This window comes from uncultured Campylobacter sp. (genome assembly GCF_937981295.1).
Taxonomy (GTDB): Bacteria; Campylobacterota; Campylobacteria; order Campylobacterales; family Campylobacteraceae; genus Campylobacter_B.
Genome location: NZ_CALJPC010000071.1, coordinates 58229 through 82216, shown reverse-complemented (window position 1 = coordinate 82216; position 23988 = coordinate 58229). Strand labels below are relative to the sequence as shown.

The window sequence follows — 23988 nt, the reverse complement described above, 5'->3', positions numbered from 1 at the left end:
AAAGGAGCCGTATGAGGGAGATCGTAAAAAAATTTGTCGCAGGCGACGCGGATATTATATTCGCAAGACTTTCCGTTATCATCGTGCTTGCCGTGATGGGCAACTACAAGTGGTTTGAGTTCGAGGTGGAGGCTTTAAAGCCGCTCTTTTCGCAGACGTGGCTTTCGTTTTTACCGTCAGCGCTCGGGGACGCCGGCGCGAGCTATTTTTTGGGCGTGGTGGAGACCGTGGGTTATCTCTCGCTCATCGCGGGCTTTTTCAAGCCGAAGGCGGGCATCGTGGGCGATCTCATCGTGATCGTCATGGCGCTGAGCACGCTCAGCCTACTGCCGCAGCTGGGCAAGATCGACGGCTTTATCTTTAAAGACCTTTTCTTGCTAGGCCTTGGCTTGGTGCTGCTAAAATACGACCTGGCGCGCCTTTGCCGCGGAGAAAAAAGCTGCGATTGAGCCATCAAAACATATTGGCGTCGGTTCCGACGCAACACTAAATGATCGCGCACGGCGAGTTTGAGGCGTTTTGATTTAAAGCTTGCTTTGCTAGCGGTTGCGTGCTTGAGTTTGCTTGCTTGCGTAGCGCCGTTTAAAATACGACCGCGCGCTAAAATTTTATGACGCACGGTTGAAATTTATCGAGCTGCGGTAATTAAATTTTGCCAACGCACAAACTCAAAATTATAAAATTTAAATTGACCTATCAGATTGTGCCACAAATTTAGTCGCGTTAAATTTGACGGCGAAAGCTTAATCCTAAGCTCAAAGCATTAGATTTAGATCCGGCCGAATTCGCGTTTGATTAAGCGAAACGAAAAGCGCAAAGTTATATCATTCCTTAGAAATTCTCCAATTTTTTCGAAAGGATGAGATATGAAGCACTTTTCACTCTCAAAGGCCGTTTTTATGGCGGCGAGTCTAGCTCTGCTCGGGCTAACGGTTGCGAATGCGCAGGAGAAATTTTCCCCAGTCATCGTCATTCACGGCGGCACCAGCGGACTTGATCTAACCAAGGAGGAGTTTAAAATCCGCGAGGAGCCGATGAAAAAAGCGCTTTTAGCGGGTCAAGCCGTGCTTGAAAAAGGCGGTAGCGCGATGGATGCCGTAACGGCGGCCATTATGGTGCTTGAGGACGATCCGAATTTCAACGCGGGCAAGGGCGCGGTATTTACATCCGACGGATTTAACGAGCTCGACGCCTCGATCATGGACGGCTCGACCAAAAAAGCGGGCGCGGTCGCGATGGCGCGTCATATCAAAAACCCGATTCTAGGCGCCAGACTCGTGATGGATAAGACGTGGCATACGCTTGTTGCGGGCGAGGGAGCCGACAAGCTCGCTAAAGAAAACGGCCTGGAGATGGTCGATCAGAAGTATTTTTTCACGCAGTTTAGATACGACGCGCTGCAAAAAGCCAAAGAGAAGCAAAAGCTGCTACTTGATAGCGAAAAGGCGAAAAAGACGTCGTTAAATTTACACGAGCGTCCATATCTTGGCACCGTAGGCGCGATCGCGCTGGATAAAAACGGCAACCTAGCCGCAGCGACCAGCACGGGCGGCATGACCAACAAAATGACCGGCCGCATCGGCGATAGCCCGATAATAGGCTCCGGAACCTACGCCGACAACGACTCGGTGGCGGTTTCTTGCACCGGCACGGGCGACATCTACATGCGCGTAAACGCCGCGCACGAGGTCTCAGCTCTGTATAAATACAAAACCTCCGACGTGCAAAAAGCAGCCGAAGATGCAGTAGCCCAGGTCAAAGCTCTAGGCGGTAGCGGCGGCATCATCTCGATCGACAAGCACGGACACACCGGCTTTGCGTGGACTAAAGATAAGCTAGGTATGTATCACGGCGAAGCAAGGCTCGGAGACAAACCGATCGTTTATTGGCCGTTAGGGGAGAAATAAACGTAAATTTAGCCCCTTTGCGGGGCTAAATTTAAATCAAATAGCGAGGATAAATACGCTTTTTATCGCACATCTATCAAATTTAGCGCCTTCGTCGATCAAGCGCTTCGGCGAGGCTAAATTCGGTTAAATTTTACTTTCAGCACCTCGGCGAAGCGCAAATTTTCTATTTAAAATCGGCTCTCTTTAACTTAGGCTCAAAACAAGGGGTATTAAACTCCACCGAGCCTTAAATTTTACCGAAATCCATATTTCTTGATACCAAAGCACTCAAATTTCAGGTAGAATATCGCCACATAAAATCAAGGCGGTAAAATGAAAAAATTTATAGTCGTTCGCGGACACGCGGGCTCGGGTAAAACGACTTTCGCAAAAGAGAAGATTAAAGAATTTCGAAACGAATACCCGCAGGCGCAAATTTATCATCTGGAAAACGATATGTTTCTAACCGATGAGGCGGGGGTTTATACTTGGTCGCCGAAGCTTTTGGAGGATGCAAAGCGCAAGGTCGCCCGCGAGATAAAGCAGGCGTATAAATTTGCCATGGAAAACAAAGATAAAGACGTTCTTATCGTGCTTAGCAACGTGAGTGCGCGCACCAAAGAGCTGCTAAGCCTAAAAGAGCAAGCCGCCCAGAATGGATTTATTTTCGAATGCTTTAGAATGCAAAATTTCTTCGCCTCCGAGCACGGCGTCGATGAAGATACGGTGATAGCGATGTTTATCAAGGTCGCAAACAACAAAATAGAGGGCGAAATTTTGATCCCGCCCGTCAATCCTATGAGCGAAAGCGTAGCGCAAAAGATCAAAGACGCGGCAGCTCTAAACAGGCGCGATCTGCCCTTTGATGCGGCGCAAAATACCTACGTAACGAAAAAATATATCGCCGCCACGCAGGATAAAAGGCTCTGGAGTGCGCGTCAAAGCGAGCTTTATCCCGAGCTTCGCACCTACAAATACTCAAAACGCGTCTTTTTCAAAGCCGATTGGGATAAGGCGCTACTTGAGATGCGCGGACTCATAATGGACGATAATTTAAATATCATCGTGCGTCCGTTTAAAAAGGTCTATAACTACTCGGAATTTACCTCGCGCAAAAGCCTTTATCCTATCGATATCACAGACGATACGCCCGTGCTTGCCGTGCGAAAGGTAAACGGCTTTTTGGGGTGTTGCACCTACGTAGATATTGGCGAGAGCGGCGCGAGCTTTAACCGCCGCGTCATCTACTCTACGACGGGATCGACCGATAGTAGATTTGCACAGATGACGCGCGAGCACTGCTGTAAATTTGAAGAGATTTTCAAACGCTATCCAAATAAAACTTTTTTATTTGAGATCACCGACGAGAGCGATCCGCACATTGTAGAAGAGGAGCTTGGAGAGACTTTTATCGGACTTATCGACGTTAAAACCGGCGCGCAAGAGAGCGAATTTGAGCTGGATAAGATCGCCGCAAGTACCGCTGGCGCACTAAAAAGACCTTTTTATAAAGATGGCGAGCAGTATCTAAAAACGACCTTTGCGGAGCTTAAAAATATAGTCAAAGAGGCGAAATTCGAGGGCTTTATGGTGTATATCCCAAGCCAAAACGATTTTTGCTTTAAGATGAAAACGCCTTATTATCTCGTGAATAAATTTTTCGCTCGCAGTAAAAACGAGGCGCTTTCCGGCAAACTGGATAAAACCAAGCTCGATGAGGAATTTCACCCATTGGTCGATCACATCAAAGCAAACGAGCGTGAATTTAGATCCCTTGACGAGCAGGGCAAGCTAGGCTTTATAAAAGAATTTTTAGAAAAAGTTTAGCGATTAGCGCGAATATTTGACGCCGCGTAAATTTGAACGTAAAGCGTAAATTCGATGCGGCGATTAAAGCTTAAAGGAAAATGATGATATTTTTTACCTCCGATTTGCATTTTTATCACGGCAATATTATGAAATACTGCCCTAAATTTAGGGCTTTTAACGATGTAAGCGAGATGAACGAAAAGCTAATAGAGCTCTGGAATGCCGTAGTGAGGCCAGAGGATACGGTTTATGATCTGGGAGATTTTGCATTTTGCAATAAATTGAAGGATCTAAAAAGCGTCGCGCGTAGGCTAAACGGCTCGCATGTGTTGATTTTAGGCAACCACGATACGCTCATTAGCCAAAACAAAGAAGCGCTGCTGCGCGAGCTAAAAGATGACGGAAATCCTATTTTTAGCGATATCCTGCACTACAAGGAGCTAAATTTTGACGGCGGCGCGGGCGCGATGAAGGACGGCAAGGCGGGTATGAGCATCTGTATGTTTCACTATCCCGTAGAGGAGCACAACCACGCCTCGCGAGGCTCTTTTATGCTTCACGGACACTTGCACGACCGCGCTTCCAGCCTAGAGGGGCGCATACTAAACGTAGGCTTTGACTCGCACGGCAAAATTTTAAGCTTAGAGGAGATCGTGCAAATTTTAGGGCAAAGGCAAATCGCGGCAAGATATTCGTGATCCGGGCTAAACGCGGACAGCCGCAGCATTGATTTAAGCGTAGCCTGCCGCAATATCTTACAAAAGCACCCGCATAATACCGGGATAGGCAAAGGACTCGGCGGTATCTTTATCGACAAGCACTGACACACGGGCTTTGCGTGGACGAAAGATAAGCTAGGGATGTATCACGGCGAAGCAAGACTTGGAGCCAAACCGATCGTTTATTGGCCACTTGGCGAGAAATGATCGGGTTAGCAGATAGCGCAGAGAGCAGGTAAGCGCTCGGCAAGAAATGATCGAATTCGATCCCACCTATTTTGACTCGGGCGGGGTCAAATTTGGTTAAATTTAATAGCTTATTCAAAAATCCCAGAATTTGATTTTATATGAAAGACGAAGTCAAATTTAAAAGCGATAAAACCTAGCTTCACCGCTCAAATTTTGCCCTTTTGCCTACGCGCAAATTTTAAAATTTGCCGCACGCTTTAAAAGATCGGTGCGTATTAAAAGACGATTACGCGCTTAAAATATCTGCTCCAATCGTTTTAATAAAGCTTCGCTTCGGCGTGACGGAGCTAAATTTTAATTTACTCGCGCGTAGTCCACGCCAACACACCGAGCGGCAAGAATGAGAAGCAAATAGATATTTTAGTACGAAACCTAAAACGACACAGCCTTTTGCGCAGCCATGAATACGGCGCGTATGAAGTAACAGAGCAAGGGCGAACCCAATCGGCGCGCCGCGAAATTTTTACGGAATTTTGCCGATTGTCGCGCGCGGTTTTATCTGAACTGCTGCAAATTTTATCCCTAGCCGCCGTAATTCTGCTCGCGTCCAAATAAAATTTCACGAAATTCCGTAGAATTTTACGCTGCGTATTTTGCAAACCGGCGGGCGAAATTTTGTGGGTGCGACCGAATTACATGCGCAAATTCCGCCGTCAAATTATAATCTGGCGCAAATTTTGCGGACGGAATCGCGCTAGCTAAATTTAAACTCACGCGGTTAAGCCTAGCAAGCCCGCCTTCTAAAATTTCGTTTGCGCAGAATTTCATTTGTGTAAAGTTAAAATTTCACCTCAAATTCCGTCCAATCCTCATTGCTATCGCACGAAATTTTAAGCCCGAGCTCGTCGCAGTATTTTTTCACGATAAAAAGCCCGATGCCAAAGCCGCCGTTGCGTTGATCAAAGCGGGTGTAAAGCTCGAAAATATGCGGCAGATTTTGCCGCGCGATGCCCGCGCCGCTGTTTTTTATGCGAAGCGAGCGCTCGCTTAGGCTCACCTCGACGCAGCCGAGCTCATCACAATATTTTATCGCATTGCCAAGCAGATTGTCAATGATTTTTCGCAGCTTAAACTCATCCGCGCAAAAGGTTACCGGGCGCAGATCGGCGCTTAAGCTTATGCGCTTTTGCTCCGCAGAGACGCCGAAATACTCTATGCGGCTTTGCACTAGCTCGCCTAAATTTACCTCCCGCCTGCTGCCGCTTTTGTTTAAGCTTAGCGCGGTTAGATCCTCAAATAGCGCGTTTATCGTATTTGCGCCCGCCTTGATATTACCCAGATATTTTTTCGGCTCGGTTTCAAAAAGCTCGATACTCATCAAAATCACGCTAAGCGGGGTTTTTATCTCGTGCGTCGTGTCGCGGATGAAGCCGTCAAGAAACTCGATCTTTTCATAAAGCGGGCGCAGTGAAAGGCGGATGATAAAATACGCGATCAACAAAATAAGCGCCAAAACAAGCGCGCTCACAGCTAAAATTTTAAGCTTCAGCGCCGCCAGCTTGCCCTCAAGCGCCTCAGTTTTGATCGCTACGTAGTACTCCGTGCCGTCCTTGGCGGCGAGATTAAACTGCTCGATCCTGCTCGCTCCCTCCATATACACGCGCGGCGCATCATCCTTCGGCTCAAAATCCCGCGCGATCTCATCGCTGCTATTCAGATCCGCCGCGTATGCCTGCATGGCGTCGAAATCGCCCTCGTTTAGGCGCCCGCCGCGCGCTAGCTTAGCCTCTAAGCCGTGCTTGAAATCCCTGATCGCAAAGGCATCGCGATCCGCGATAAAAAACTTCTCCCGCTCGTAAAATACACTGCTTACCAGTGCCAAAAACAGGACGCTGGTGAGCGTATAGAGCAAAAAAATCGGTAGAATTTGACGCATTTTGGACACGGCGCGCTCCTAGAGATATTTGTAGCCAAGCTTGGAAGCGTTTATGATGCGATCCTTGCCCAAAATTTTTCGCAGCTCCGCGATATAAACGCGCAGGCTAAGCTCGCTCGGGCTCTCGTCGTAGTCCCACAGCGCGGCGAAAATTTCATCTTTACTAAGGAATTTATCGCGGTTTTTCAGAAGCAGAGCAAGAAGCCGCGCCTGCTTTTGAGGCATCGGCACGGCTCTTCCGTTGTGATAAAGCGCGCGCTGAGCCATATCGAAGCTAAAGCTTCCGCCGATATTTTCGCGCAGGGCGGCGTTGTGGACGAAGGTGCGCTTTAGTAGATTATCTGCGCGCAGAGCCAGCTCTTTTAGCTCGAAAGGCTTTTTGAGGTAGTCGTCGCAGCCGCTTTTAAAGCCACTTTCGACGTCTTGCAGAGTATTTAGCGACGTCGTGAAAATGCACGGTGCTCCACGCCCCGCCTCGCGCAGCTCGCGAAGTAGCGCAAAGCCGTTGCCGCCGATGATTTTGACGTCGAAGATCCACAGATCGAAGCTCTTTTCGTACGCTAAAGAGAGCGCCTCGTCGTAGCTTTTACTGCCGCTTACCTCGTGCCCCGCGCCGCGCATATAGGTGCACATCATATCTAGCAGCATCCCCTCGTCCTCGACGATCAAAACCCTTGCCATAGCTCGCCTCCTTGCGTAGAATTTTTGAAATTATACTCTGTGAAATTCCACGTAAAATTTAATTGCGAAATTTCACGGCAGATTTTATCGCAGCGAAAACGGCGCGTCTTAGCTCAAAAGTATGCTTACTAAATTTAGGCTTGTAAGATCGCTCGCCTAGTATTATTCGCGCGGCGCAGCACAAGAAACTAAAATTTTACGATATAAAATTTTCACGCCGCGGAATTTTAAAATTTACGGGCAAAACATTGGGCTTTAAAATTCCGCCGCTACAAAATTCTAAATTCCGCAACATAAAATTTTACGGCGCAGAATTTCAAAAACCTCGCCTGTGCCGATAAAATTTTGCGAAATTTCATCGGCGCTACGCCGCATAAATTTCAAGCTAAAATTCTCGCGCCGTGTTTCGATAAAACGAAATTCCGCGCAAGTGCTGCGCGGAACTACGTAGCTTGCGCGCGGGCAGCTATTGCTGCGTCATAGGACACGGAGCGGCGCCAGCATTTTGATTGCACGGCATATCGCCTCTTGGCGGCATTGCCGGACCCGCGCCGTCACCCATCCCTCTAGGCGGCATATGGCCGCACTCACCGGGGGCCATATGCGATCTGTGCGGACCGAACCCGCAAGCAGGCCTTTTAAATTTGCCGAAATTGCCGCGGTCTTTAAGCTCGATATCAAGCCTATCCGCCTGCTCGACGCTTAGCTTGCCCGCCTGAGCGTTATAGTTTTTTCTAAACTCGTCCAGGAATTTCTCGCGATCCTCGACGCTCATAGCGTCCAGCTTCTTTTTAAACTCCATCTTAAATCCGCGCTTAAGATCCCTTGCCTGCGCTCTTAGCTCGCCTGCGCGCTTGTCGATCTCAAACGCCGCTTCGCTTAAGCTCTTGGCGTCCGCGCCGGCGATCGAGGCATTGATCTGCTCGGGGCTGCTTGAGCTAAAATCTGCGGCGAACAGCACGCCCGCGACTAAAACACTTGCTAAAACAATCTTTTTCATTCTCTCTCCTTTGTGAAAGTTAGCGTGATTGTAGAAAAAAGTCGTGAAGAAAAAGTTAAATGAAGCTCACGCCGCCAAAATAGCTCGGCGCCGTAAATTTAGAACTTTGATTTAAATTTAGAAAATTTTGCGCTGCGGCAAAAACAGGGCGTAATGAGCGCAAACGGAGTTAAATTTTAAAATTTTAAGCAGGAGAGGGTGCTGCGCAGCGCGTAAATTTAGCATAAAATTTCGCGCTGCATAAGTTGTATCAAAGCCCGCCGTGCGTAAATTTAACGGCAGAGCGGGCGTATCTCGGCGCTGCGGACGGCGAAATTTCATCGCGTAAATTTAACCGCAGGGCTGCTAAATTTAGAGATTGCGGATAATTAAATTTCATCCGCGAAGAAGCTTATTTTATGACGCCGCAGACCATTCTAGCGCCGCCGCCGCCAAGCGGCTTCGGATGGTCGCTGTGGTTATCGCCGCCGACGTGAACCATTAGCGAGTGGCCCTTTAGCTCATCTAGGCTCTTGATCTTCGGAGCTAGCACCGGATAGACCGCATTGCCCTCGGCATCGACAAAAAGCGCAGGCAGATCGCCCTTGTGACCGCTATCGTCCCAAGCAAACGAGTGCTTTTTGGTGTCGCTCGGATCCCAGTGGCCGCCCGCTTTCATGCCTAGACCCTTCTCGGTCGCGCCGCAGTCGGCGTTTTGATGCACGTGAAAGCCGTGCACGCCGCTAGCAAGACCCTTTAAATTTGGGAAAAATGCCACGCCGTAGTTCGTCTCGACCGCTACGACCTCACCGACGCTCACGTTGCCCTTCTCGCCCAGCTGCTCCATATTGATGACGAGGTGCTTGCCAGACTTAGGGTCGAAATTTTGCATATCGCCGTGCTCGTGAGCGATCAAGGCGCTTGCGACTAAAATTGATGAAATTAGAAATTTCTTCATGATAAATCCTTTAAAATGAAATGCGTTTGCAATTCTATCAAAAAAATACTTAAAAATAATTTTTTTCAATTAGACAAATTTCGCTTTTTATCTAAAAGACTTATCGCGAAGAATAAAATCAAGCTGAAAATCACGAGCAAAACGCTTAAAATCAGCGCCCGCTCGTTTTCTCCGTCATACACGGCGCCCATGATCGCAAGGCCTAGCGTGTCGGTTTTGCCCACGATGTTTCCGCCCAGCATCAGCGTGATACCCACTTCGCCAAGCCCGCGCGAGAGCGCTAAAATAAGCGCGGAGCCGAGCGTTTTAAGCGAGCTTGGAAGGATTACGAAGAGGAAAATTTGAGCTCTGTTTTTGCCCAAAATTTGCGCGGCTTCGATTAGACTTTTAGGAAAGAGCTCAAAGCTCGCACACACGGGCTTTACAAACAGCGGCAGCCCCACCAAAAATGCGGCGATTACCAATGAAGAAAAGTTAAAAACGATGTCTAAATTCAACGCAGAGCCGATAAATCCGCTCTTTCCGAAGATGTAAAGAAGCAAAAATCCCGTCGCGATCGGCGGGAAGATGAGTGGAAAAATCACTAAAATTTCGACGATTTTTTTAAATTTAGCTTTGCTGAAAGCTAAAAAATACGCAATTGCCAGCCCTATTGAAATCAGCAGCAAAAAACTGCAAAAATAGGGCTTTGGCGCTTAGTATCAGAGGATGTGTGATCCAAGCTATGTCGCTCATTTAAGGCCGAATTTTGAAAAAATCTCTTTTGAGCGGTCCGATTGAAATTCCTTCATCACCTTTTCGCAAAGCGCTTCATCACCGCACGCGCTAAGCCTCGCGATGCCGATGTATGCGGGGCTGTAGAGGCTCTCGTCGATGTAGATGATCGAGCCGAACTCATCTTTTTTGGCGACCGCTTCGGTGCTGTTGATAAAGCCCGCCTGCACCTCGCCGTTGATGACGTAAGCGACTACCTGCGGCACGCCCGCGACGGCTAAAATTTTATCTTTTACTCCGTCCATCTTGGCGTTTTGCAAAAACTCGTTCGTTCTGATACCGTAAATCGCCTTTTTAGGATCGGGCATTGCGATCTTATCGAATTTTGCGATCTCTGAGACATCGTTTATTTTGATATTTTTCGGCGTTACTAAAACGAGCGTGCCGCGCCCGACGCGTTCAAATTTAGTGATATTTAGATCGCTTTTTTTCAAAAACGCCTCGTCGCCCACGATGAATGAAATTTTATTCTTGCGCGATTGAATGACGAGCTGGCCGAGGTTGGCAAACGATCCCGCCACGTCCATGCCCTCTTTTTTCAAATTTTCGATCACGGCCGAGACGGGCTTTTTGTATCCGCCGCCGGCCGCGATGATCAGCTGATCCGCGCAAAACGAGACGCTTGCCGCAAGCGCTAAAATAAAAGCAATTTTTTTCATGAAAATCCTTTTTTGAAATTTTAAGAATTCTACAAAATATACTCTTATTTATTAATAAATCGCGTTTTTATGCCCTTTTTTAGACTTTTGTGCCTTAAAATTTAAAATTTAATATTTAGATAAATTCTATCTTTCCGCCTAGATCGCACACGCCCTGATTCCAAACCGCCGAGCTTACGAGCACGTCCGCGCCGGTAGCTGCAAACTCGGCGCAGTTATTTTTATTTATGCCTCCTGCAGCGCAAATTTTAATCTGCGGCGCCGTCTCATCTCGCTTCAAAACGCAGGCTCTAAGCTCGCTCGGGTTCATCTTATCGCACATTATCGCATCAGGCGCGTATTTTAAGAGCTCACTAAATTCGCCCTCGCTCGCCACTTCGATCATGATCTTTCGCTCAGGCGCGCGCTCTTTAAATTTAGCAATCTGCGCGCAAAACTCGCCAAAGCTCGCAAACGCGCGAATGTGATTTGAAAAAAAACAGGACGCTGTCGTGCAGCCCCAGGCGGTGCATCGTTCCACCGCCCGCGATCAGCGCATTTACGCAAAGCTCCTTCGCAAAAGGAAAGCTCTTGCGTGTCGCACCCAGCATGCAGCGCGGATTAGCCTCTCGCATCAGCGCAACCATCTCGTGCGCGTAGGTTGAAATTTTGCAGGAGTACTCAAACACGATCTGAACGATCTTCCAGGCTTTATGCAGGCTCTCGAAGCTCCCCTGCGCGCTAAAAATTTCATCCCCCGCGCAAAATGCGCTTCCCCCGCGCGCTAGATGCTGCGTCTCGCAACCAAAGCGCGCCGCTACCTCGCGCGCAATCTGCCCGCCGCTAAAGATCAGATCCTGTCTCGTTACGATCGAAAGCCGCGCGGGCGCATTTAAATCCGTGCAGCCGCGTAAAAGCTCGGTCGTAAGGTCCAAAAACGCGCCGTCGCTAGCGATTAGATCGTCGATTTTACTCTGTGAAATAAACATATCTAGTCTACGAAGTGAATTTTAGCGGGCTCAAAACGTGAATGCGCCTTTGTGACGCGAGACGGAAAGCCCAAAGGCATAATGCAAAACGCCTCTAAATGCCCAGGCAGATCCAAAATTTCTCTTACGCGCTCCATCGCGTAAATATCGGGCGCTACGCCCAGCCACGTGGTGCCAAGCCCCAAATGGTGCGCCGCCAGCCAGAGATTTTCTGCCGCACAAGCGCAGTCGTAGCGAGCGTAGGGCTGGAATTTTAAGCCGCTTTTGCGCGTGCAAACTACGATTGCAAGCGGCGCATCTTTCGTGCAGCCGCCGTAGGTGCCGACGCTGCTAAGTAGCGTAAGCGCGGTGCGGTCGCGCACTACGTAAAACTCCCATGAGCGCTGGTTGCCCGCGCTAGGGGCTTGCATCGCGGCTTTTAGCACGAGCTCAATCTGATCGTCGCTCGGCATTTTCTCGGTAAAGTTTCGCACGCTCGTGCGTGTAAAAATTTCATTCATCGCTGCTCCTTTAAATTAAATTTCTAAATTCCGCTTTTTGCGAGCGGTAAAAAATGGAATTTAGAAGTAAGCTTGCCGCTGCGTTTGCTTGAGCCTCGCTTACACTTTACGCTATTTAGGCGCTACGTGGTGGCCGATGCGCGCTAATTTAGTTTTGCTTGCCTGGGTGCGCCTCTTTTTGCATCAAAAAGCGCGCGCAACTGCGATAAAATTTCAAATCGCGCTGCTGCGAAAATCCGCCGCAAAGAACATTTGCGTAAACTTGGCTTGCTTAAATTTCGCTCACGAGCAAGTTCGCGACCCGCGTATTTAAATTTTAATCCTAGACCGCTATCTGGCTTGTTAAAACTGCGCGCCGTATACATCGGCATGTGCGTGTAGCTCGCGCGGTCCTTAAATTTCATCTCGCGCGTGAGCGCCGATCTTTGCGGATAAAATTTTATCCTTCGTGGCGAACGAAATTTCACTTTCGCGCCGAGCAAATTTTATCTTCGTCGTCTGGTAAAATTCCGCTTTCGCCGCTTTTGAATTTTAACCGCGCGCGCGTCCGCAAAGCACTTGCCGCGCCGTACCGCACGCAGAGCGCGCTCGGATCCAAAGTTCAAAATATCTAAAATTTAACCGCAAAACACGATCAGGCGGAGCCGTGCGCCGAAACGATATGAAATTTTAAGCGTTTAAATTTATCGATCGCCTATCAGCCTGCGCACGACGTAGCTTGCGATGAAAAGCCCGAAGCTCGCAGTCACGCCCATGAAGCTGCCCATCGATTTGACGCGCGGCGGCTCGCTAGAGCAGACGACGTCAAAATCGCCCGCAAAGCCGCGCTTTCGCAGCTCATATCTGATCTTGCGCGCGAGCGGATCGCCTTGCGTCTGCCAGATTGAGCGGATTTCGGTCCTAGCGGGATCGAGCCTCTTTGCGCCGCCCATCGAGCTTACAAACCCTACGCCAGCCTCACTGCAGCGCAGCGCAAGAGCGATCTTAGCGCCCACGTCATCGATAGCGTCGATTACGAAATCAAATTTTGCCAGATCAAATTCCGACAAAAATTCCTCGCCGATCCTAGCGGCGATCGAGCTCACGCCTTTAAATTTGCGCGCGAAAACCTCGCATTTTAGCTCGCCTAGGCACTCGCTTCCAAGCTGGCGATTTTGGTTGGTTATCTCGAAGCGATCGCAATCGATCACGCTTAGATTTACCGCGCCGCTGCGGTACAGCGCCTCTATCGCCGCTCCACCCACGCCGCCGCAGCCGCAGATTAAAATTTTAGCGCTTTGAAGCCTTGCAAAATCCTCGCCGAAAAGCAGGCGCGAGCGCGAAAAGCGGTCTACTACGACCTCACTCATCGTTTTTCATCCACCTTTCTAGCGCGCTCATCTGCTCGTGCGCGGTCAAATTTAGCTTGATCGGACTTAACGTCGCCCGCCCCTCAAAAAGTACCGAAATGTCGCTATTTTCGTTTTTGCTTGCATCAAAACTGAGCGTAGATTTGCCGAGCCAATAATACTCAATTCCACGCGGATTGCGGTTTAGCTGCGCGTCGGTATCGTAGAGCTTCTCGCCGCACGCAGCAACCGAAAGCCCCTTAAAATCTTGCTTTGAGACGGCAGGAACGTTTAAATTTAAAAACTGCTTCAGCGGCAGAGGAAAGCCGTTTTTAAAGATTTTTTCAACCAGCTCCACCGCGAGCTCGCATGCAAGATCAAATCCGTACCGCTGCAGCGAGTCCGCGACGTAAAACTGGCTCACCGCAAGCGCGGGAATGCCTTGCAAAACCCCCTCCATCGCGCCTCCGCAAGTGCCCGAATAGGTCACGTCCTCCGCGACGTTGGCGCCGTGATTTATGCCGCTTACCACGAGATCGGGCTTTCGGTTATACAGCGCGCGGAGCGCCAAATACACGCAGTCTGCGGGCGTAGCGTCGTCGAGTTTAAAAAATCCGTCATCGAGCTTTACAAATCTAAGCGGGCGCGTGAGCGTGAGCGAGTGCGAGCATGCCGATTTTTCCGAGCTCGGCGCTACGATGGTGACGTTTGCGACCGATCTTAGCGCGCTTGCGAGCTCTAAAAGACCGCGCGCTTCGAATCCGTCGTCATTGGTGATTAAAATTTCTTTCATATTCTCTCTTTAGCTAAAATTTCACGACAGACCTATCGGGGCGGAATTCTATCTGCAAAAATTCTAACGCTCAATTCTTTACTATGCAAAAATTGCTACTTAGCTTGCGCGGCGTAAAATTTCATCGTGCCAAATTTTTTCGCAAAAATTCCATCACGAACTTAGATTACAAAATTCATAGAAAAATTCCGTCTTTTTGCTACGAAATTTTATCTTTTTTCGCTGCAAATTTTATAGCCTGCCACGCAATTTCATCGCCTAAATTTCGTTTTCGAAATTCCTTAAATTAAATTTTGCGACCGCACTCCGCAACTCGCCACAAAATTTCGCCTTTTAAATTATCACAGATTTTACACCATAAAATTTCGCTTTCGCGCCGATGTAAATCCGCGGCATAAAATTATGCGAGATATTCTACAACTCCGCTTTACGGCATATCTCCTCACTTACTTGCGAATCAAGTAGATGCGAGCTTGGATAATCGTAGAAAAATCGGTGCACTTCGCGCACTCCGCTTCGCAATAAAGCTCGCGTACTAGGTGCGTTGCAGTCATTTTCGGTAATATCCTTGGCTAGCAATTTGAGATATTTTTGCCGATCGGAGCTTTTCAGGCTCGCCCAGCCAGGGCTTAGCGAGTAGGCATAGATCAGATCGCTTCCTTGTGCGCTAATTTCTTCGAGGAAGGCAAACTGCGCGACCTTAACGTGGGGCTTGGCGCCGCCTACGTCTGCTGCGATCTCGCTAGCTGCGGCTTTAGCGACGAGTGCGGGCGAGCCTAGCTTACTAAGCGCCTCAAAACGCGCCGTTACTGCGGGATCCTCGGTGACTTGACGCTTTTGGTATTTAGCCGCGCCGCAACCGCCTAGCAACATCACGAACGCGCCGCATAGCGCTAAAATTTTAAAATTTCTCATCTTAAATCCTTTGTCGGCTTAATTTTAGCACATTTTGCTATAATTAACAAAAATTTAAAAGGCTAAATTTGAAATATTTAATTTCTTGCCTAGAACCCTCGGCGAATCTGCATTTTAAAGAGGTTCTAGCGCATCTTAAAAAACTCGATCCCGCTTGCGAGATTTGCGGAATTTTCGATGAAAAGCTGGGTTCGCCGATATACAAAAGCAGCGAGTTTTCGGCGATGGGCTTTGTTGAAATTCTGCCGCTGATTTTAAAAGCCAAGCGCGCGATGGCGCAGATGACGCGGCTTACGGCGGAGTGCGATCGCGTGCTTTTGATCGACTCGCCCGCGTTTAATCTGCCGCTTGCCCGCGCGATCAAAGAAAGCAGCGCGCGCGCGGAAATTTCATATTATATCCTGCCGCAGGTTTGGGCATGGAAGCCACACAGAGCGGAGAAGCTGAAGGCGTTTTGCGACAATCTGCTCTCCATCTGGCCTTTTGAGGCGAAATTTTTCGGCACGGATTACAAGGGAGATAAAAGTGCCGTGTCGCAAGAAGCGGAGAGCAAAGACGCGGCGCTACAAGAAACAAAAGATAAAGACGCTGCGCCGAAAGAGGATGCCGCGCACCAAAGCAGCCAAAGCGCTAAAACCGCAAAATACTCTTTCGTGGGACATCCGCTGCTTGATGAGATAAAATTCCAAAAAACAAGCTACGAAAAGCAGGGCAAGATCGCCTTTATGCCGGGCTCGCGCAGGGCTGAAATTTCAAGACTGATGCCGATTTTTAGAGCCCTTGTGCCTAAATTTGAAAATAGCGAGCGAGTCTTAATAATCCCGCCGCATCTGATGGATCAAAGAGATGAAATTTACGGGCCTCTGGGCGGCTTTAGCATCGCAAACGATACTCCCGCCACGCTTAAGGATTGCGATTTTGCCTTCATCTGCTCGGGTACGGCGACGCTTGAGGCGGCGCTCATCGGCACTCCGTTCGTGCTGTGCTACAAGGCTCGCGCGTTTGACGTTTGGCTCGCGCGAAAGCTCGTAAAGCTAAAGCACGTGGGGCTTGCGAATATTATTTTTGATTTTTTGGGCGAGGAGCCGCTACATGAGGAGCTTTTGCAATCCGAAGTAAGCGCGCAAAACCTACTCGCCGCATACGAGCGCTGCGACGCCGCGAAATTTAAACTTGCGAGCGAAAAGCTGCGAGATTATCTGAAATTCGGCTCCAGCGAAAACGTGGCAAAAATTTTAACGCAGCCTGCGAGCTAAAATTTTAAGGCTAAAGCTTATATAATTTGATAAAAAGAAAGGAAGATTATGACGACCGAACCAATGACGCTTTACGGATATGAAAAGATCACCTCCGAGCTCAAAGAGCTTCAGAGCGTGAAGCTGCCTCACATCGTGCAGCAGATCGACATCGCGCGCGGACACGGCGATCTGAAAGAAAACGCCGAGTACCACGCAGCGCGCGAAGAGCAGGCTTTTTTGCTATCGCGTATCGCCGAGCTTAGCGACATCGTCTCTCGCTCAAAAATCATCGATCCCTCCACCTACGAGCACGACCACGTAAAATTCGGCTCCACCGTTACCTTTATGGACGTGGAGACCGAGCGGGAGGAGGTTTACACGATCGTAGGACTTAGCGAGGCGGACATCTCGCGCAAGCTCATCAATATAAACACGCCGCTTGCGCGCCAGCTTTTAGGCAAAGCCGAGGGCGATGAGGTGGTGCTTCAGCTACCATCAGGCACACGCGATGTGGAAATTCTAAGCGTCGAATACAAGCCGATTAAATTTGAGAATTAGCGTGAAAAAAGTAGGCATCATCGGCGTTAGTGGCTATACGGGGCTTGAGCTGATTAAAATTCTACTTTCCCACCCGGGCTTTGAAATTTCGTATTTAGGAGCTTCGACGCAGGGCGAGATAAGCGAAATTTTCCCACAGCTTCGCGGCGTGTTTGAGATGTGCGTAGAAGCTGCGGACGCTCGCGTTGCGGCACAAAGATGCGATCTTATTTTCTTGGCGCTGCCGCATGGAAAAGCGATGGAATTTGCCCGTGAAATTTTAAAATTTAAAAACGTCAAGGTAGTTGATCTATCGGCTGATTACCGCCTAAGCCGCGAGCTTTACGAGAAAAACTACACCGCTCATTTAGACCCTCGTAATTTAGCCCACGCCGTTTACGGACTGCCCGAGCTAAATCGCGAAAAGATCCGCACCGCGCGGCTTACGGCAAATCCTGGCTGCTATCCCACCTGCTCTATTTTGGCGCTCGCGCCGTTCGTGCGGCTGCTCGATCCGGATACCGGCGTATTTATCGACGCAAAAAGCGGAGTAAGCGGCGCAGGTAAGGCTCTTAAAGCAAGCAGCCATTTCGTAAGCGTAAACGAAAACGCGGGCGCCTACTCGCCGATCTCGCATCGCCACGCAGACGAGATCAAGGAGCAGCTGCAAATTTTAAGAGGCGGCGGATTTAGCACGCTTTTCGTGCCGAATTTGCTGCCGATTACGCGCGGAATGCTGGTTAGCGCGTTTGGCGTGCTGCAAAAGAGCGTGGACGCAGAGGCGGTGCTGCGGGAATTTTACGAAAACGAGCCTTTCGTGCGCGTCCGTAGCGAGCCCGTGAGTATAAAAAACGTCGCAGGAACGCACTTTTGCGATATTTTTGTAAAAACTGCGGGCGATAAAATTTGGATCAACTCGGCGATCGATAATCTTTTGCGCGGAGCATCGTCGCAGGCGGTCGCAAACGCAAATTTAATGTGCGGTTTCGCCGAAGCTACGGCACTGCCGCGTATCGCGCACGGAATTTAAGCAATGAACTTTTTCGCAAAAGCCGTTACGCGCGGGAGCCTAGATGCAAAATAATCAAATTCAGGCGATAAAACCGGGCGCGATCTTTATCGGCGATGCGCACGCGGGCGCGAGCAGACCGCAATTTTTGAAATTTCTGCGCGCACTGAAGGCTGAGCCTACGCCGCCACCCCAAATTTTTATGATGGGCGATATGTTTGATTTTTTGGCAAACACGACCTACGTGCAGCGCTTCTACAAAGAGGAGATCGCGCTAATAAACGAGCTGTCGCAAAAATGCGAAATTTTTTACTTCGAGGGCAACCACGATTTTAATCTGCGCGAAATTTTTCCCCGCGCAAAAGTTTATCCAAACGGCGCGCAACCCGTTAAATTTATCTACGAGAGCGACGAGGCGGTACAGATCGCGCACGGCGATCTGTTTTTGCCGCGTCTAATGCAGTTTGCGCTGCTTTCGCTGCGAAACAGAGCTTTTCTGAAATTTATGGACCTGCTCGATCGCGCTTTAAAATTTAAAATTTCAAAAGTAATCTTAAAATCGCAAGAAGGGAAAAATCTATACAAAAAAATGCCAAATTTTAAGGATATAATCGCGCCGAAGATCGATTTTTACGCGGCAAATTTGATCATCGAGGGGCATTATCATCAAGATGAAATTTTATATTTTGGCGAAAAAAAATATATAAATTTATGCTCGTTCGGGGTTAGGAGCAAAATTTACGAGGTCGCAAAAAGCGAAAAATTTATGCTAATTCCAAAAAACTTAAACTTAAATTAGCTATAATTCCTAAATTTTTGCGAGGATATTTATGATAAAGCTTTGTGTTTTCGACTTTGATTCTACGCTGATGGACGGCGAGACGATAGGTTTTTTCGCCGCTAAAATGGGCACGCAGCGACAAGTTAGCGAAATTACGAAGCGCGCGATGGCGGGCGAGCTTGATTTTTTCGAGAGCCTTAGCGAGCGAGTGGCACTTATAAAGGGGATGAAGCTTAGCGATGCCAAAGCTATCGCAGAAAGCCTGCCTTTTGTTTGCGGCGCTAGCGAGATCATCGCGTATCTGAAAAATAAAGGCATAAAAGTGATCGTCTTTAGCGGCGGATTTCATCTAGCCACGGACGTCGCGCAGAAAAAACTGGGCTTTGATGCGAGCTTTGCGAACTATCTGCATGAAAAAAACGGAATTTTAACCGGGCTTTTCGGCGGCGAGATGATGTTTGGATACTCAAAAGGGGCGCTGCTCGCGCAGCTTAAATCGCTGATGGGCCTAAGCGCAAGCGAGGTAATGTGCGTGGGAGATGGCGCGAACGACGTTTCGATGTTTCGCGAGGCGGGACTTAAAATCGCCTTTTGCGCGAATGAAATTTTAAAAGAGCACGCGAGCGTCTGCATTGAAAAAAAGGATTTGAAGGAGATTATGAAATATGTATGATAAAGCCCTAAATTTCAGCCTTTGGTGCGACTTTTTGGAGCGCGATTTTATCGATAAAGATTTCGACGAGCTGATCAAAAAAGGGATAATTAACGGCGCTACCTCCAATCCCACGATCTTTAAAAATGCGATCCTAAGCTCCTCCGCATACGATGCAGCCAAAGAGGAATTTAGAAAAAAAGAGCCTAAAAAGCTGTATGAAATTTTAGCCACCGCGGACATCAGAAGCGCGGCAGAGAGCCTGCTTAAAAATTTTATCAACGGCGATGACGGCTTTGTGAGCATCGAGGTTGATCCGTGCTTTGCAGACGACGCCGAGGCGATGTATCGCGAGGGCAAGCACCTATATAGCACGATCGGCATGCCAAACGTTATGATAAAAATCCCTGCGACCAAGGCGGGCTACGAAGCGATGCGCGATCTGCTAAAAAAGGGGATTAGCGTAAACGCGACCTTGGTTTTTTCGCCGGAGCAGACCGCAAAATGTATCGAGGCGATAAAAGAGGGTATCGCGGGCTTTCGCCGTTATTTCCCTAAGGCAAATTTACCAAAAACCGTAATTAGCATCTTCGTTAGCCGTTTCGATAGGTTACTGGATGAAAAAATGGTCGCGGCGGGCCTTCCTACCGGCAAAATCGGCACGATGAACGCTTCAAAATGTTACAATATCATCGCTAAAGAAAATTTAAACTACGTAAAGCCGCTGTTTGCGAGCACAGGCGTAAAAGGAAATGATCTGCCGAAGGACTACTACGTCAGCGAGCTGATGTATCCGGGCTGCGTAAACACCGCGCCGCTTGAGACCATAGAGGCTTTTGTAAGTGGCAATCAAAAACCCAAAATGCCACCTAGCGAAGCGCAGATAGAGGAATTTTTCGCTCGCGTAACGGAGGCAAAAATCGATATGAAAAAGGCGTATAAAAAGCTGCTGGATGATGGTCTGGTAGCTTTTGAAGAAGCATTTAAAGAGATAATAAAAACACTTAAAAAGGAGAAATGATGGCGGGTTCTATAGATTATTCGCAGTATCAAGTTGACGCTTCTACGCTGGATTTTAAGCAGCGAGATAGGCTAAATAAATATCTGGAATTTTTGATCCAAAATGGCGGTAGCGACCTTCATATAAAATCGGGCGCGGTCATCAGAGGGCGCATCCACGGCGAGCTGGTAAAATTTAGCAAAACGCCATTTTTGAAAGAAGACGCGATGACGCTAGCTAAGGAGCTTCTCATCACGCGCTTTCCTGAGCTTATCGAGAAAAAGAGCGTGGATTTTACCTACAAGCTAAACGAAGATTATCGCTTCCGCGTTAATATTTTCTTTCAAATCGACGGTATCAGCGCGGTTTTCCGAACGATCCCGGTTAAAATTCCTGAGATCGACGATCTAGGTCTACCGCCTTCGATCAAAGACATTTGCGACACGGCTATGCGCGGCGTCGTGCTACTTACGGGGCCTACGGGAAGCGGAAAGACGACCACGATAGCAAGCATGATAAATCGCATAAATAGACAAAGAACCAGCCACGTCGTTACGATTGAAGACCCCGTGGAGTTCGTATTTAAAGACGATAAATGCATCATCAATCAGCGCGCTATTGGCGAGGACTGCAACAACTTCGCTGATTCGCTTCGCGCCGCGCTGAGAGAGGATCCGGACGTTATATTCGTTGGCGAGATGCGCGATTTGGAGACGATCGAGACCGCACTTCACGCCGCAGAGACGGGTCACCTCGTGTTTTCGACGGTGCACACCATCGACGCAAAAGAGACGGTAAACCGCATTATCGCGATGTTTGAGCAGGCTGAGCAGGAGCGTATCCGAATGACGCTTGCATCCGTCCTAGAGGCGGTCATCTCTCAGCGTCTTGCCCGTACTATCGAGGGCAAGCGCGTGGCCGTCGTTGAAATTTTGCGCAAAAACACGCGTATTAAGGATATGATACTTGATGCGCGTGACGATGAAATTCCAGACGCGATCGCCGATGGTCGCAACACCTACGGCATGCAGACCTTCGATCAGCACCTGCTCGATCTTTACAGAGATGGTATCATTACCCGTGAGGAGGCGCTGGATAAGGCCTCTAAGCGAAACGACCTCGACCTGCAGATAAAAAACGTCGATCTTGCCAAAAAAAGGGATTTGGCGGCAGAATCCGGAGAGAGCGCCGAGGAGATGCTCGCCGGCGAAGTCGTACAGCTAAAAGAGATCCGCTAAGTCGTAAATTTTAAAATTCTAAATTTTGCAACTTAAAATTTTAAATAATTCTGCCTGCCGCCGCGCAGGCAGAATTCTATTCGTCTGTCCCATTGTGTACAAATATGCCGTGACTTGCAGGATTTAGCGTAAATTTTAATCGGCTAAATTCCGTGCGGCTTTACTTCTAAATTTCATCGTGGCGCTTAAATAGATTTAAAGCAACATTTAGCTATTATCACGCTTCATTTTTTCACAAAGGAAACCTAATGTTAGAAGGTATCGTTAGAGATAGTATCGGTAAAAGGGCTTCAAAATCCCTAAAACGAGATGGTTATCTAATCGCTAATATTTATGCGAAAGGATTTGAAAATATTAACGCAGCGTTTAAAGTAAACGACTTTATCAAAGCTATGCGCGCAAAAGAAGATCTTCCTTTCGAGGTTAGCGTGGGCGGTAAGACATATCGCGTTATAGTGCAAGAATACCAAAAGCACCCCGTCACAAACACCCTAACTCACGTAGATTTACGCGTAGTTCAAGACGACGTGGTAAGCAAATATCTAGTGCCGGTTAAGGTAACGGGCATCGCCAAAGGCTTAAAAAACAAAGGTATTTTGGTGCAATCCAAGCGCCGTATCGCAGTAAAATGCGCCGGCAAAGATCTACCAAACGATTTTACGCTCGATGTGAGCGATCTTGACGTAGGTGATTCGCTTTTGATCCGAGACATTCCGGTAAAAGAGGGCGTCAGCATCATCCTAGACGGCTCGGTAGCGGTAGTCGGAGTTACTTCGGCTAAATAGGGGCGCCTATGATACTGATCGCAGGACTTGGGAATCCTGCTCGGAAATACGCAGACACTAGACACAACGTCGGATTTATGCTAATCGACGAAATTTTAAAGACGGGCGGCTTTAGCGAGCTCGGCTCGTCTAAATTCCAAGGCGAGCTTTTTAAAAAGGGCTCGCTGCTTCTTTTAAAACCCCAAACTTTTATGAACTTAAGCGGCAACTCCGTAAAGGCGGTGAATGATTTTTACAAGCCCGAGCGCATCATTGTGGTGCACGACGATATAGATTTGGATCTGGGCGCCGTTAAATTTAAAAAAGGCGGCAGTAGTGGTGGGCACAACGGCATCAAATCGATCGATGCGCTAATCGGTGCGGATTACGAGCGCGTGCGTATCGGCGTGGGTAAAAAACAGCAGGGGCAGGATGCGGCAAATTTCGTGCTCGGAAATTTTAACGAAAGCGAGCGCGAGAAGCTGAGTGAAATTTTACCCTACGTCGCGCGCGCGGTAGAGGAGCTCATTTGCTCGGATATAGAGCAGATCGCGCAAAAATTTACGATTAAAAAGGCTAGGGTGTGAAGTTATACGTAAAATACGCGGCTCTTTCCTATCTGAAGTATTTTTTTATCCTGCTAATAGCCCTTGAGTGCTTTTATGTAGGCATCGATGTGCTTACTAATCTCAAAGATTTTCCTTCAAGCGCAAATACTGCTCTTTTATATATCGCCCTAACAGCCGCAGTCGCGCTTAGCTACACGCTACCGCTAAGTCTTATTTTTGCGCTTATTTTGATGGGCTTTAATATGATCCGTAGCAACGAGCTGGTGAGCTTCTACGCGCTTGGAGTGAGTAAAAACGCCCTGATCGTGCCGCCGTTTTTGATCGCGCTTTTTATCACCGCGGGCTTTATATCTTTAAATTCCACCTCGTTCGCATACGCATTAAAATTTCAAAAGAATTTAACCGATTTATCGCCTACGGGGGGAGATATGTTTTTGAAATTTAAGGGTAAATATATCTACATCAAAGCTCTAAACGGCAAAAACGCAAATGATATAACGATCTTTGATGTGGGTGATAACTCCGTTGCTTCACGCTCGCATGCAAGCTCTGGCGAATACGCAGGTAAAATTTGGCATCTGCGCGATGTAAATACTACTACTTTACCAGCGCAGCTTAAACTTGGAGGAAGTGGATTAAAAAGTAAGCTTAGCGCGCAGAGCGAGGCGCTTAAGGGCTTTGATCCAAGCTCAATTGCAAGCGTTTATGATACGAGTAATGTATATTCGATCAGGGATGCTTTGCGTTCGATCCGCACCTTTTCGCATCAAGGCGTAAATATCTCCACTATAAAAGCAAGCCTTTATAATATGATATTTTTTCCATTGTTTGCGCCTTTGGCAGTATTGGTGCTGTATTACTACCTGCCCGTTACGGGACGATTTTTTAATCTCGCGCTACTAAGCTTTGGATTTTTTATCGCTACGCTGTGCGCTTGGGGCGTGCTTTTCGTGTTAATTAGGTTTTCTCTCAACGGCGTCATCATCCCAGAACTTGGCATTATCGTGCCCATAACAGCGCTATTAGGCTTTGCGGCATTTTTAGTTTTTAAGCATCGTTAAGCCTTGATTTGTTAGAATGGCGCAAAATTTATCGGTGGAAAT

At 48.2% G+C, this 23988-nt stretch carries 25 protein-coding genes and 2 pseudogenes; 14 read left to right on the top strand and 13 right to left on the bottom strand.

Going from position 1 to position 23988, the window contains the following annotated elements:
• Nucleotides 1–11: 11 nt before the first annotated feature.
• The 4 genes from Q0135_RS06175 to Q0135_RS06160 all read left to right on the top strand — a co-directional run bounded on the left by Q0135_RS06175 (nucleotide 12) and on the right by Q0135_RS06160 (nucleotide 4396).
• Nucleotides 12–449, top strand: coding sequence for a DUF417 family protein (locus tag Q0135_RS06175; protein ID WP_297904949.1), 438 nt, complete (start codon nucleotides 12–14; stop codon nucleotides 447–449).
• A 417-nt stretch (nucleotides 450–866) separates the two neighbouring features.
• Nucleotides 867–1907, top strand: coding sequence for an isoaspartyl peptidase/L-asparaginase family protein (locus Q0135_RS06170; RefSeq protein ID WP_297989213.1), 1041 nt, complete (start codon nucleotides 867–869; stop codon nucleotides 1905–1907).
• A gap of 315 nt (nucleotides 1908–2222) precedes the next feature.
• A complete protein-coding gene (locus Q0135_RS06165) occupies nucleotides 2223–3716 on the top strand; it encodes an RNA ligase (protein ID WP_297989211.1) in 1494 nt (497 codons plus the stop codon).
• Between the two features lie 83 nt (nucleotides 3717–3799).
• Complete coding sequence (locus Q0135_RS06160; protein ID WP_297989209.1) at nucleotides 3800–4396, top strand: metallophosphoesterase; 597 nt, start codon at nucleotides 3800–3802, stop codon at nucleotides 4394–4396.
• A gap of 1048 nt (nucleotides 4397–5444) precedes the next feature.
• Here Q0135_RS06160 and Q0135_RS06155 read toward each other — a convergent pair.
• From Q0135_RS06155 to Q0135_RS06090, 13 genes and pseudogenes are all read right to left on the bottom strand, one after another.
• Complete coding sequence (locus Q0135_RS06155; RefSeq protein WP_297989354.1) at nucleotides 5445–6542, bottom strand: HAMP domain-containing sensor histidine kinase; 1098 nt, start codon at nucleotides 6540–6542, stop codon at nucleotides 5445–5447.
• Between the two features lie 18 nt (nucleotides 6543–6560).
• On the bottom strand, nucleotides 6561–7223 hold the full coding sequence (locus tag Q0135_RS06150) for a response regulator transcription factor (protein WP_297989207.1): 663 nt from the start codon (nucleotides 7221–7223) through the stop codon (nucleotides 6561–6563).
• 466 nt (nucleotides 7224–7689) lie between these two features.
• Nucleotides 7690–8223, bottom strand: coding sequence for a DUF1104 domain-containing protein (locus Q0135_RS06145; RefSeq protein WP_297989205.1), 534 nt, complete (start codon nucleotides 8221–8223; stop codon nucleotides 7690–7692).
• Between the two features lie 117 nt (nucleotides 8224–8340).
• Nucleotides 8341–8544, bottom strand: coding sequence for a hypothetical protein (locus Q0135_RS06140; protein WP_297989203.1), 204 nt, complete (start codon nucleotides 8542–8544; stop codon nucleotides 8341–8343).
• 70 nt (nucleotides 8545–8614) lie between these two features.
• Nucleotides 8615–9160 (bottom strand): superoxide dismutase family protein, encoded by a 546-nt coding sequence (locus Q0135_RS06135; protein WP_297989201.1) that lies wholly within the window; start codon nucleotides 9158–9160, stop codon nucleotides 8615–8617.
• 65 nt (nucleotides 9161–9225) lie between these two features.
• Nucleotides 9226–9895 (bottom strand): annotated as a pseudogene (locus Q0135_RS06130) (molybdate ABC transporter permease subunit).
• Entirely contained in the window at nucleotides 9892–10593 is a 702-nt protein-coding gene (modA, locus tag Q0135_RS06125; RefSeq protein ID WP_297989198.1) for a molybdate ABC transporter substrate-binding protein, read from the bottom strand. Before modA ends, Q0135_RS06130 begins: the two are co-directional and overlap by 4 nt.
• A 115-nt stretch (nucleotides 10594–10708) precedes the next feature.
• Nucleotides 10709–11561 (bottom strand): annotated as a pseudogene (gene modD, locus Q0135_RS11425) (ModD protein).
• A 2-nt stretch (nucleotides 11562–11563) separates the two neighbouring features.
• On the bottom strand, nucleotides 11564–12061 hold the full coding sequence (locus Q0135_RS06110) for a nitroreductase family protein (RefSeq protein ID WP_297989191.1): 498 nt from the start codon (nucleotides 12059–12061) through the stop codon (nucleotides 11564–11566).
• A gap of 143 nt (nucleotides 12062–12204) precedes the next feature.
• The gene (locus Q0135_RS06105; protein WP_297989188.1) at nucleotides 12205–12528 is read right to left on the bottom strand and encodes a hypothetical protein; all 324 of its coding nucleotides are present in this window, start codon (nucleotides 12526–12528) and stop codon (nucleotides 12205–12207) included.
• Nucleotides 12529–12744: 216 nt separating this feature from the next.
• A complete protein-coding gene (locus Q0135_RS06100) occupies nucleotides 12745–13410 on the bottom strand; it encodes a ThiF family adenylyltransferase (RefSeq protein WP_297989186.1) in 666 nt (221 codons plus the stop codon).
• Nucleotides 13403–14182, bottom strand: a complete 780-nt coding sequence (gene surE, locus Q0135_RS06095) for a 5'/3'-nucleotidase SurE (protein WP_297989185.1) — start codon at nucleotides 14180–14182, stop codon at nucleotides 13403–13405. The genes Q0135_RS06100 and surE overlap by 8 nt, the downstream gene beginning before the upstream one ends.
• Before the next feature lie 414 nt (nucleotides 14183–14596).
• Nucleotides 14597–15097, bottom strand: coding sequence for a hypothetical protein (locus tag Q0135_RS06090; protein WP_297989184.1), 501 nt, complete (start codon nucleotides 15095–15097; stop codon nucleotides 14597–14599).
• 68 nt (nucleotides 15098–15165) lie between these two features.
• On the opposite strand from Q0135_RS06090, the gene Q0135_RS06085 reads away from it, so the two are divergent.
• The 10 genes from Q0135_RS06085 (at nucleotide 15166) to Q0135_RS06040 (ending at nucleotide 23946) form a co-directional block, all read left to right on the top strand.
• Nucleotides 15166–16353, top strand: a complete 1188-nt coding sequence (locus tag Q0135_RS06085) for a lipid-A-disaccharide synthase (RefSeq protein WP_297989182.1) — start codon at nucleotides 15166–15168, stop codon at nucleotides 16351–16353.
• Nucleotides 16354–16401: 48 nt separating this feature from the next.
• The gene (greA, locus tag Q0135_RS06080) at nucleotides 16402–16893 is read left to right on the top strand and encodes a transcription elongation factor GreA (RefSeq protein ID WP_297989179.1); all 492 of its coding nucleotides are present in this window, start codon (nucleotides 16402–16404) and stop codon (nucleotides 16891–16893) included.
• Between the two features lies 1 nt (nucleotide 16894).
• Nucleotides 16895–17902: an N-acetyl-gamma-glutamyl-phosphate reductase gene (gene argC / locus Q0135_RS06075; protein WP_297989176.1), complete on the top strand. Its 1008-nt coding sequence runs from the start codon at nucleotides 16895–16897 to the stop codon at nucleotides 17900–17902.
• A gap of 43 nt (nucleotides 17903–17945) precedes the next feature.
• A complete protein-coding gene (locus Q0135_RS06070) occupies nucleotides 17946–18680 on the top strand; it encodes a metallophosphoesterase (RefSeq protein ID WP_297989175.1) in 735 nt (244 codons plus the stop codon).
• Nucleotides 18681–18711: 31 nt separating this feature from the next.
• Nucleotides 18712–19335, top strand: a complete 624-nt coding sequence (gene serB, locus Q0135_RS06065; RefSeq protein ID WP_297989174.1) for a phosphoserine phosphatase SerB — start codon at nucleotides 18712–18714, stop codon at nucleotides 19333–19335.
• Nucleotides 19328–20335 (top strand): transaldolase, encoded by a 1008-nt coding sequence (locus Q0135_RS06060; protein WP_297989173.1) that lies wholly within the window; start codon nucleotides 19328–19330, stop codon nucleotides 20333–20335. The genes serB and Q0135_RS06060 overlap by 8 nt, the downstream gene beginning before the upstream one ends.
• The gene (locus tag Q0135_RS06055) at nucleotides 20335–21552 is read left to right on the top strand and encodes a type IV pilus twitching motility protein PilT (protein WP_177388521.1); all 1218 of its coding nucleotides are present in this window, start codon (nucleotides 20335–20337) and stop codon (nucleotides 21550–21552) included. The genes Q0135_RS06060 and Q0135_RS06055 overlap by 1 nt, the downstream gene beginning before the upstream one ends.
• Nucleotides 21553–21800: 248 nt before the next feature.
• Nucleotides 21801–22337, top strand: coding sequence for a 50S ribosomal protein L25/general stress protein Ctc (locus Q0135_RS06050; protein WP_297989171.1), 537 nt, complete (start codon nucleotides 21801–21803; stop codon nucleotides 22335–22337).
• 8 nt (nucleotides 22338–22345) lie between these two features.
• Nucleotides 22346–22903 (top strand): aminoacyl-tRNA hydrolase, encoded by a 558-nt coding sequence (pth, locus tag Q0135_RS06045; RefSeq protein ID WP_297989169.1) that lies wholly within the window; start codon nucleotides 22346–22348, stop codon nucleotides 22901–22903.
• Nucleotides 22900–23946 carry an LptF/LptG family permease gene (locus Q0135_RS06040; protein WP_297989167.1) on the top strand — a complete coding sequence of 349 codons (1047 nt, stop codon included), beginning with the start codon at nucleotides 22900–22902 and terminating at the stop codon, nucleotides 23944–23946. Before pth ends, Q0135_RS06040 begins: the two co-directional genes overlap by 4 nt.
• Nucleotides 23947–23988: the final 42 nt, after the last annotated feature.

What these genes read in the sequence shown, in the direction of transcription:
- modA (WP_297989198.1), bottom strand. Translation starts at nt 10,593, where the DNA reads ATGAAAAAAATTGCTTTTATTTTAGCGCTTGCGGCAAGCGTCTCGTTT.
- Q0135_RS06160 (WP_297989209.1), top strand. Translation starts at nt 3,800, where the DNA reads ATGATATTTTTTACCTCCGATTTGCATTTTTATCACGGCAATATTATG.
- Q0135_RS06135 (WP_297989201.1), bottom strand. Translation starts at nt 9,160, where the DNA reads ATGAAGAAATTTCTAATTTCATCAATTTTAGTCGCAAGCGCCTTGATC.
- Q0135_RS06150 (WP_297989207.1), bottom strand. Translation starts at nt 7,223, where the DNA reads ATGGCAAGGGTTTTGATCGTCGAGGACGAGGGGATGCTGCTAGATATG.
- Q0135_RS06165 (WP_297989211.1), top strand. Translation starts at nt 2,223, where the DNA reads ATGAAAAAATTTATAGTCGTTCGCGGACACGCGGGCTCGGGTAAAACG.
- Q0135_RS06050 (WP_297989171.1), top strand. Translation starts at nt 21,801, where the DNA reads ATGTTAGAAGGTATCGTTAGAGATAGTATCGGTAAAAGGGCTTCAAAA.
- Q0135_RS06070 (WP_297989175.1), top strand. Translation starts at nt 17,946, where the DNA reads ATGCAAAATAATCAAATTCAGGCGATAAAACCGGGCGCGATCTTTATC.
- Q0135_RS06155 (WP_297989354.1), bottom strand. Translation starts at nt 6,542, where the DNA reads ATGCGTCAAATTCTACCGATTTTTTTGCTCTATACGCTCACCAGCGTC.
- Q0135_RS06055 (WP_177388521.1), top strand. Translation starts at nt 20,335, where the DNA reads ATGGCGGGTTCTATAGATTATTCGCAGTATCAAGTTGACGCTTCTACG.
- Q0135_RS06090 (WP_297989184.1), bottom strand. Translation starts at nt 15,097, where the DNA reads ATGAGAAATTTTAAAATTTTAGCGCTATGCGGCGCGTTCGTGATGTTG.
- Q0135_RS06175 (WP_297904949.1), top strand. Translation starts at nt 12, where the DNA reads ATGAGGGAGATCGTAAAAAAATTTGTCGCAGGCGACGCGGATATTATA.
- Q0135_RS06145 (WP_297989205.1), bottom strand. Translation starts at nt 8,223, where the DNA reads ATGAAAAAGATTGTTTTAGCAAGTGTTTTAGTCGCGGGCGTGCTGTTC.
- Q0135_RS06100 (WP_297989186.1), bottom strand. Translation starts at nt 13,410, where the DNA reads ATGAGTGAGGTCGTAGTAGACCGCTTTTCGCGCTCGCGCCTGCTTTTC.
- surE (WP_297989185.1), bottom strand. Translation starts at nt 14,182, where the DNA reads ATGAAAGAAATTTTAATCACCAATGACGACGGATTCGAAGCGCGCGGT.
- greA (WP_297989179.1), top strand. Translation starts at nt 16,402, where the DNA reads ATGACGACCGAACCAATGACGCTTTACGGATATGAAAAGATCACCTCC.
- serB (WP_297989174.1), top strand. Translation starts at nt 18,712, where the DNA reads ATGATAAAGCTTTGTGTTTTCGACTTTGATTCTACGCTGATGGACGGC.
- pth (WP_297989169.1), top strand. Translation starts at nt 22,346, where the DNA reads ATGATACTGATCGCAGGACTTGGGAATCCTGCTCGGAAATACGCAGAC.
- Q0135_RS06060 (WP_297989173.1), top strand. Translation starts at nt 19,328, where the DNA reads ATGTATGATAAAGCCCTAAATTTCAGCCTTTGGTGCGACTTTTTGGAG.
- Q0135_RS06140 (WP_297989203.1), bottom strand. Translation starts at nt 8,544, where the DNA reads ATGAAATTTCGCCGTCCGCAGCGCCGAGATACGCCCGCTCTGCCGTTA.
- Q0135_RS06110 (WP_297989191.1), bottom strand. Translation starts at nt 12,061, where the DNA reads ATGAATGAAATTTTTACACGCACGAGCGTGCGAAACTTTACCGAGAAA.
- Q0135_RS06170 (WP_297989213.1), top strand. Translation starts at nt 867, where the DNA reads ATGAAGCACTTTTCACTCTCAAAGGCCGTTTTTATGGCGGCGAGTCTA.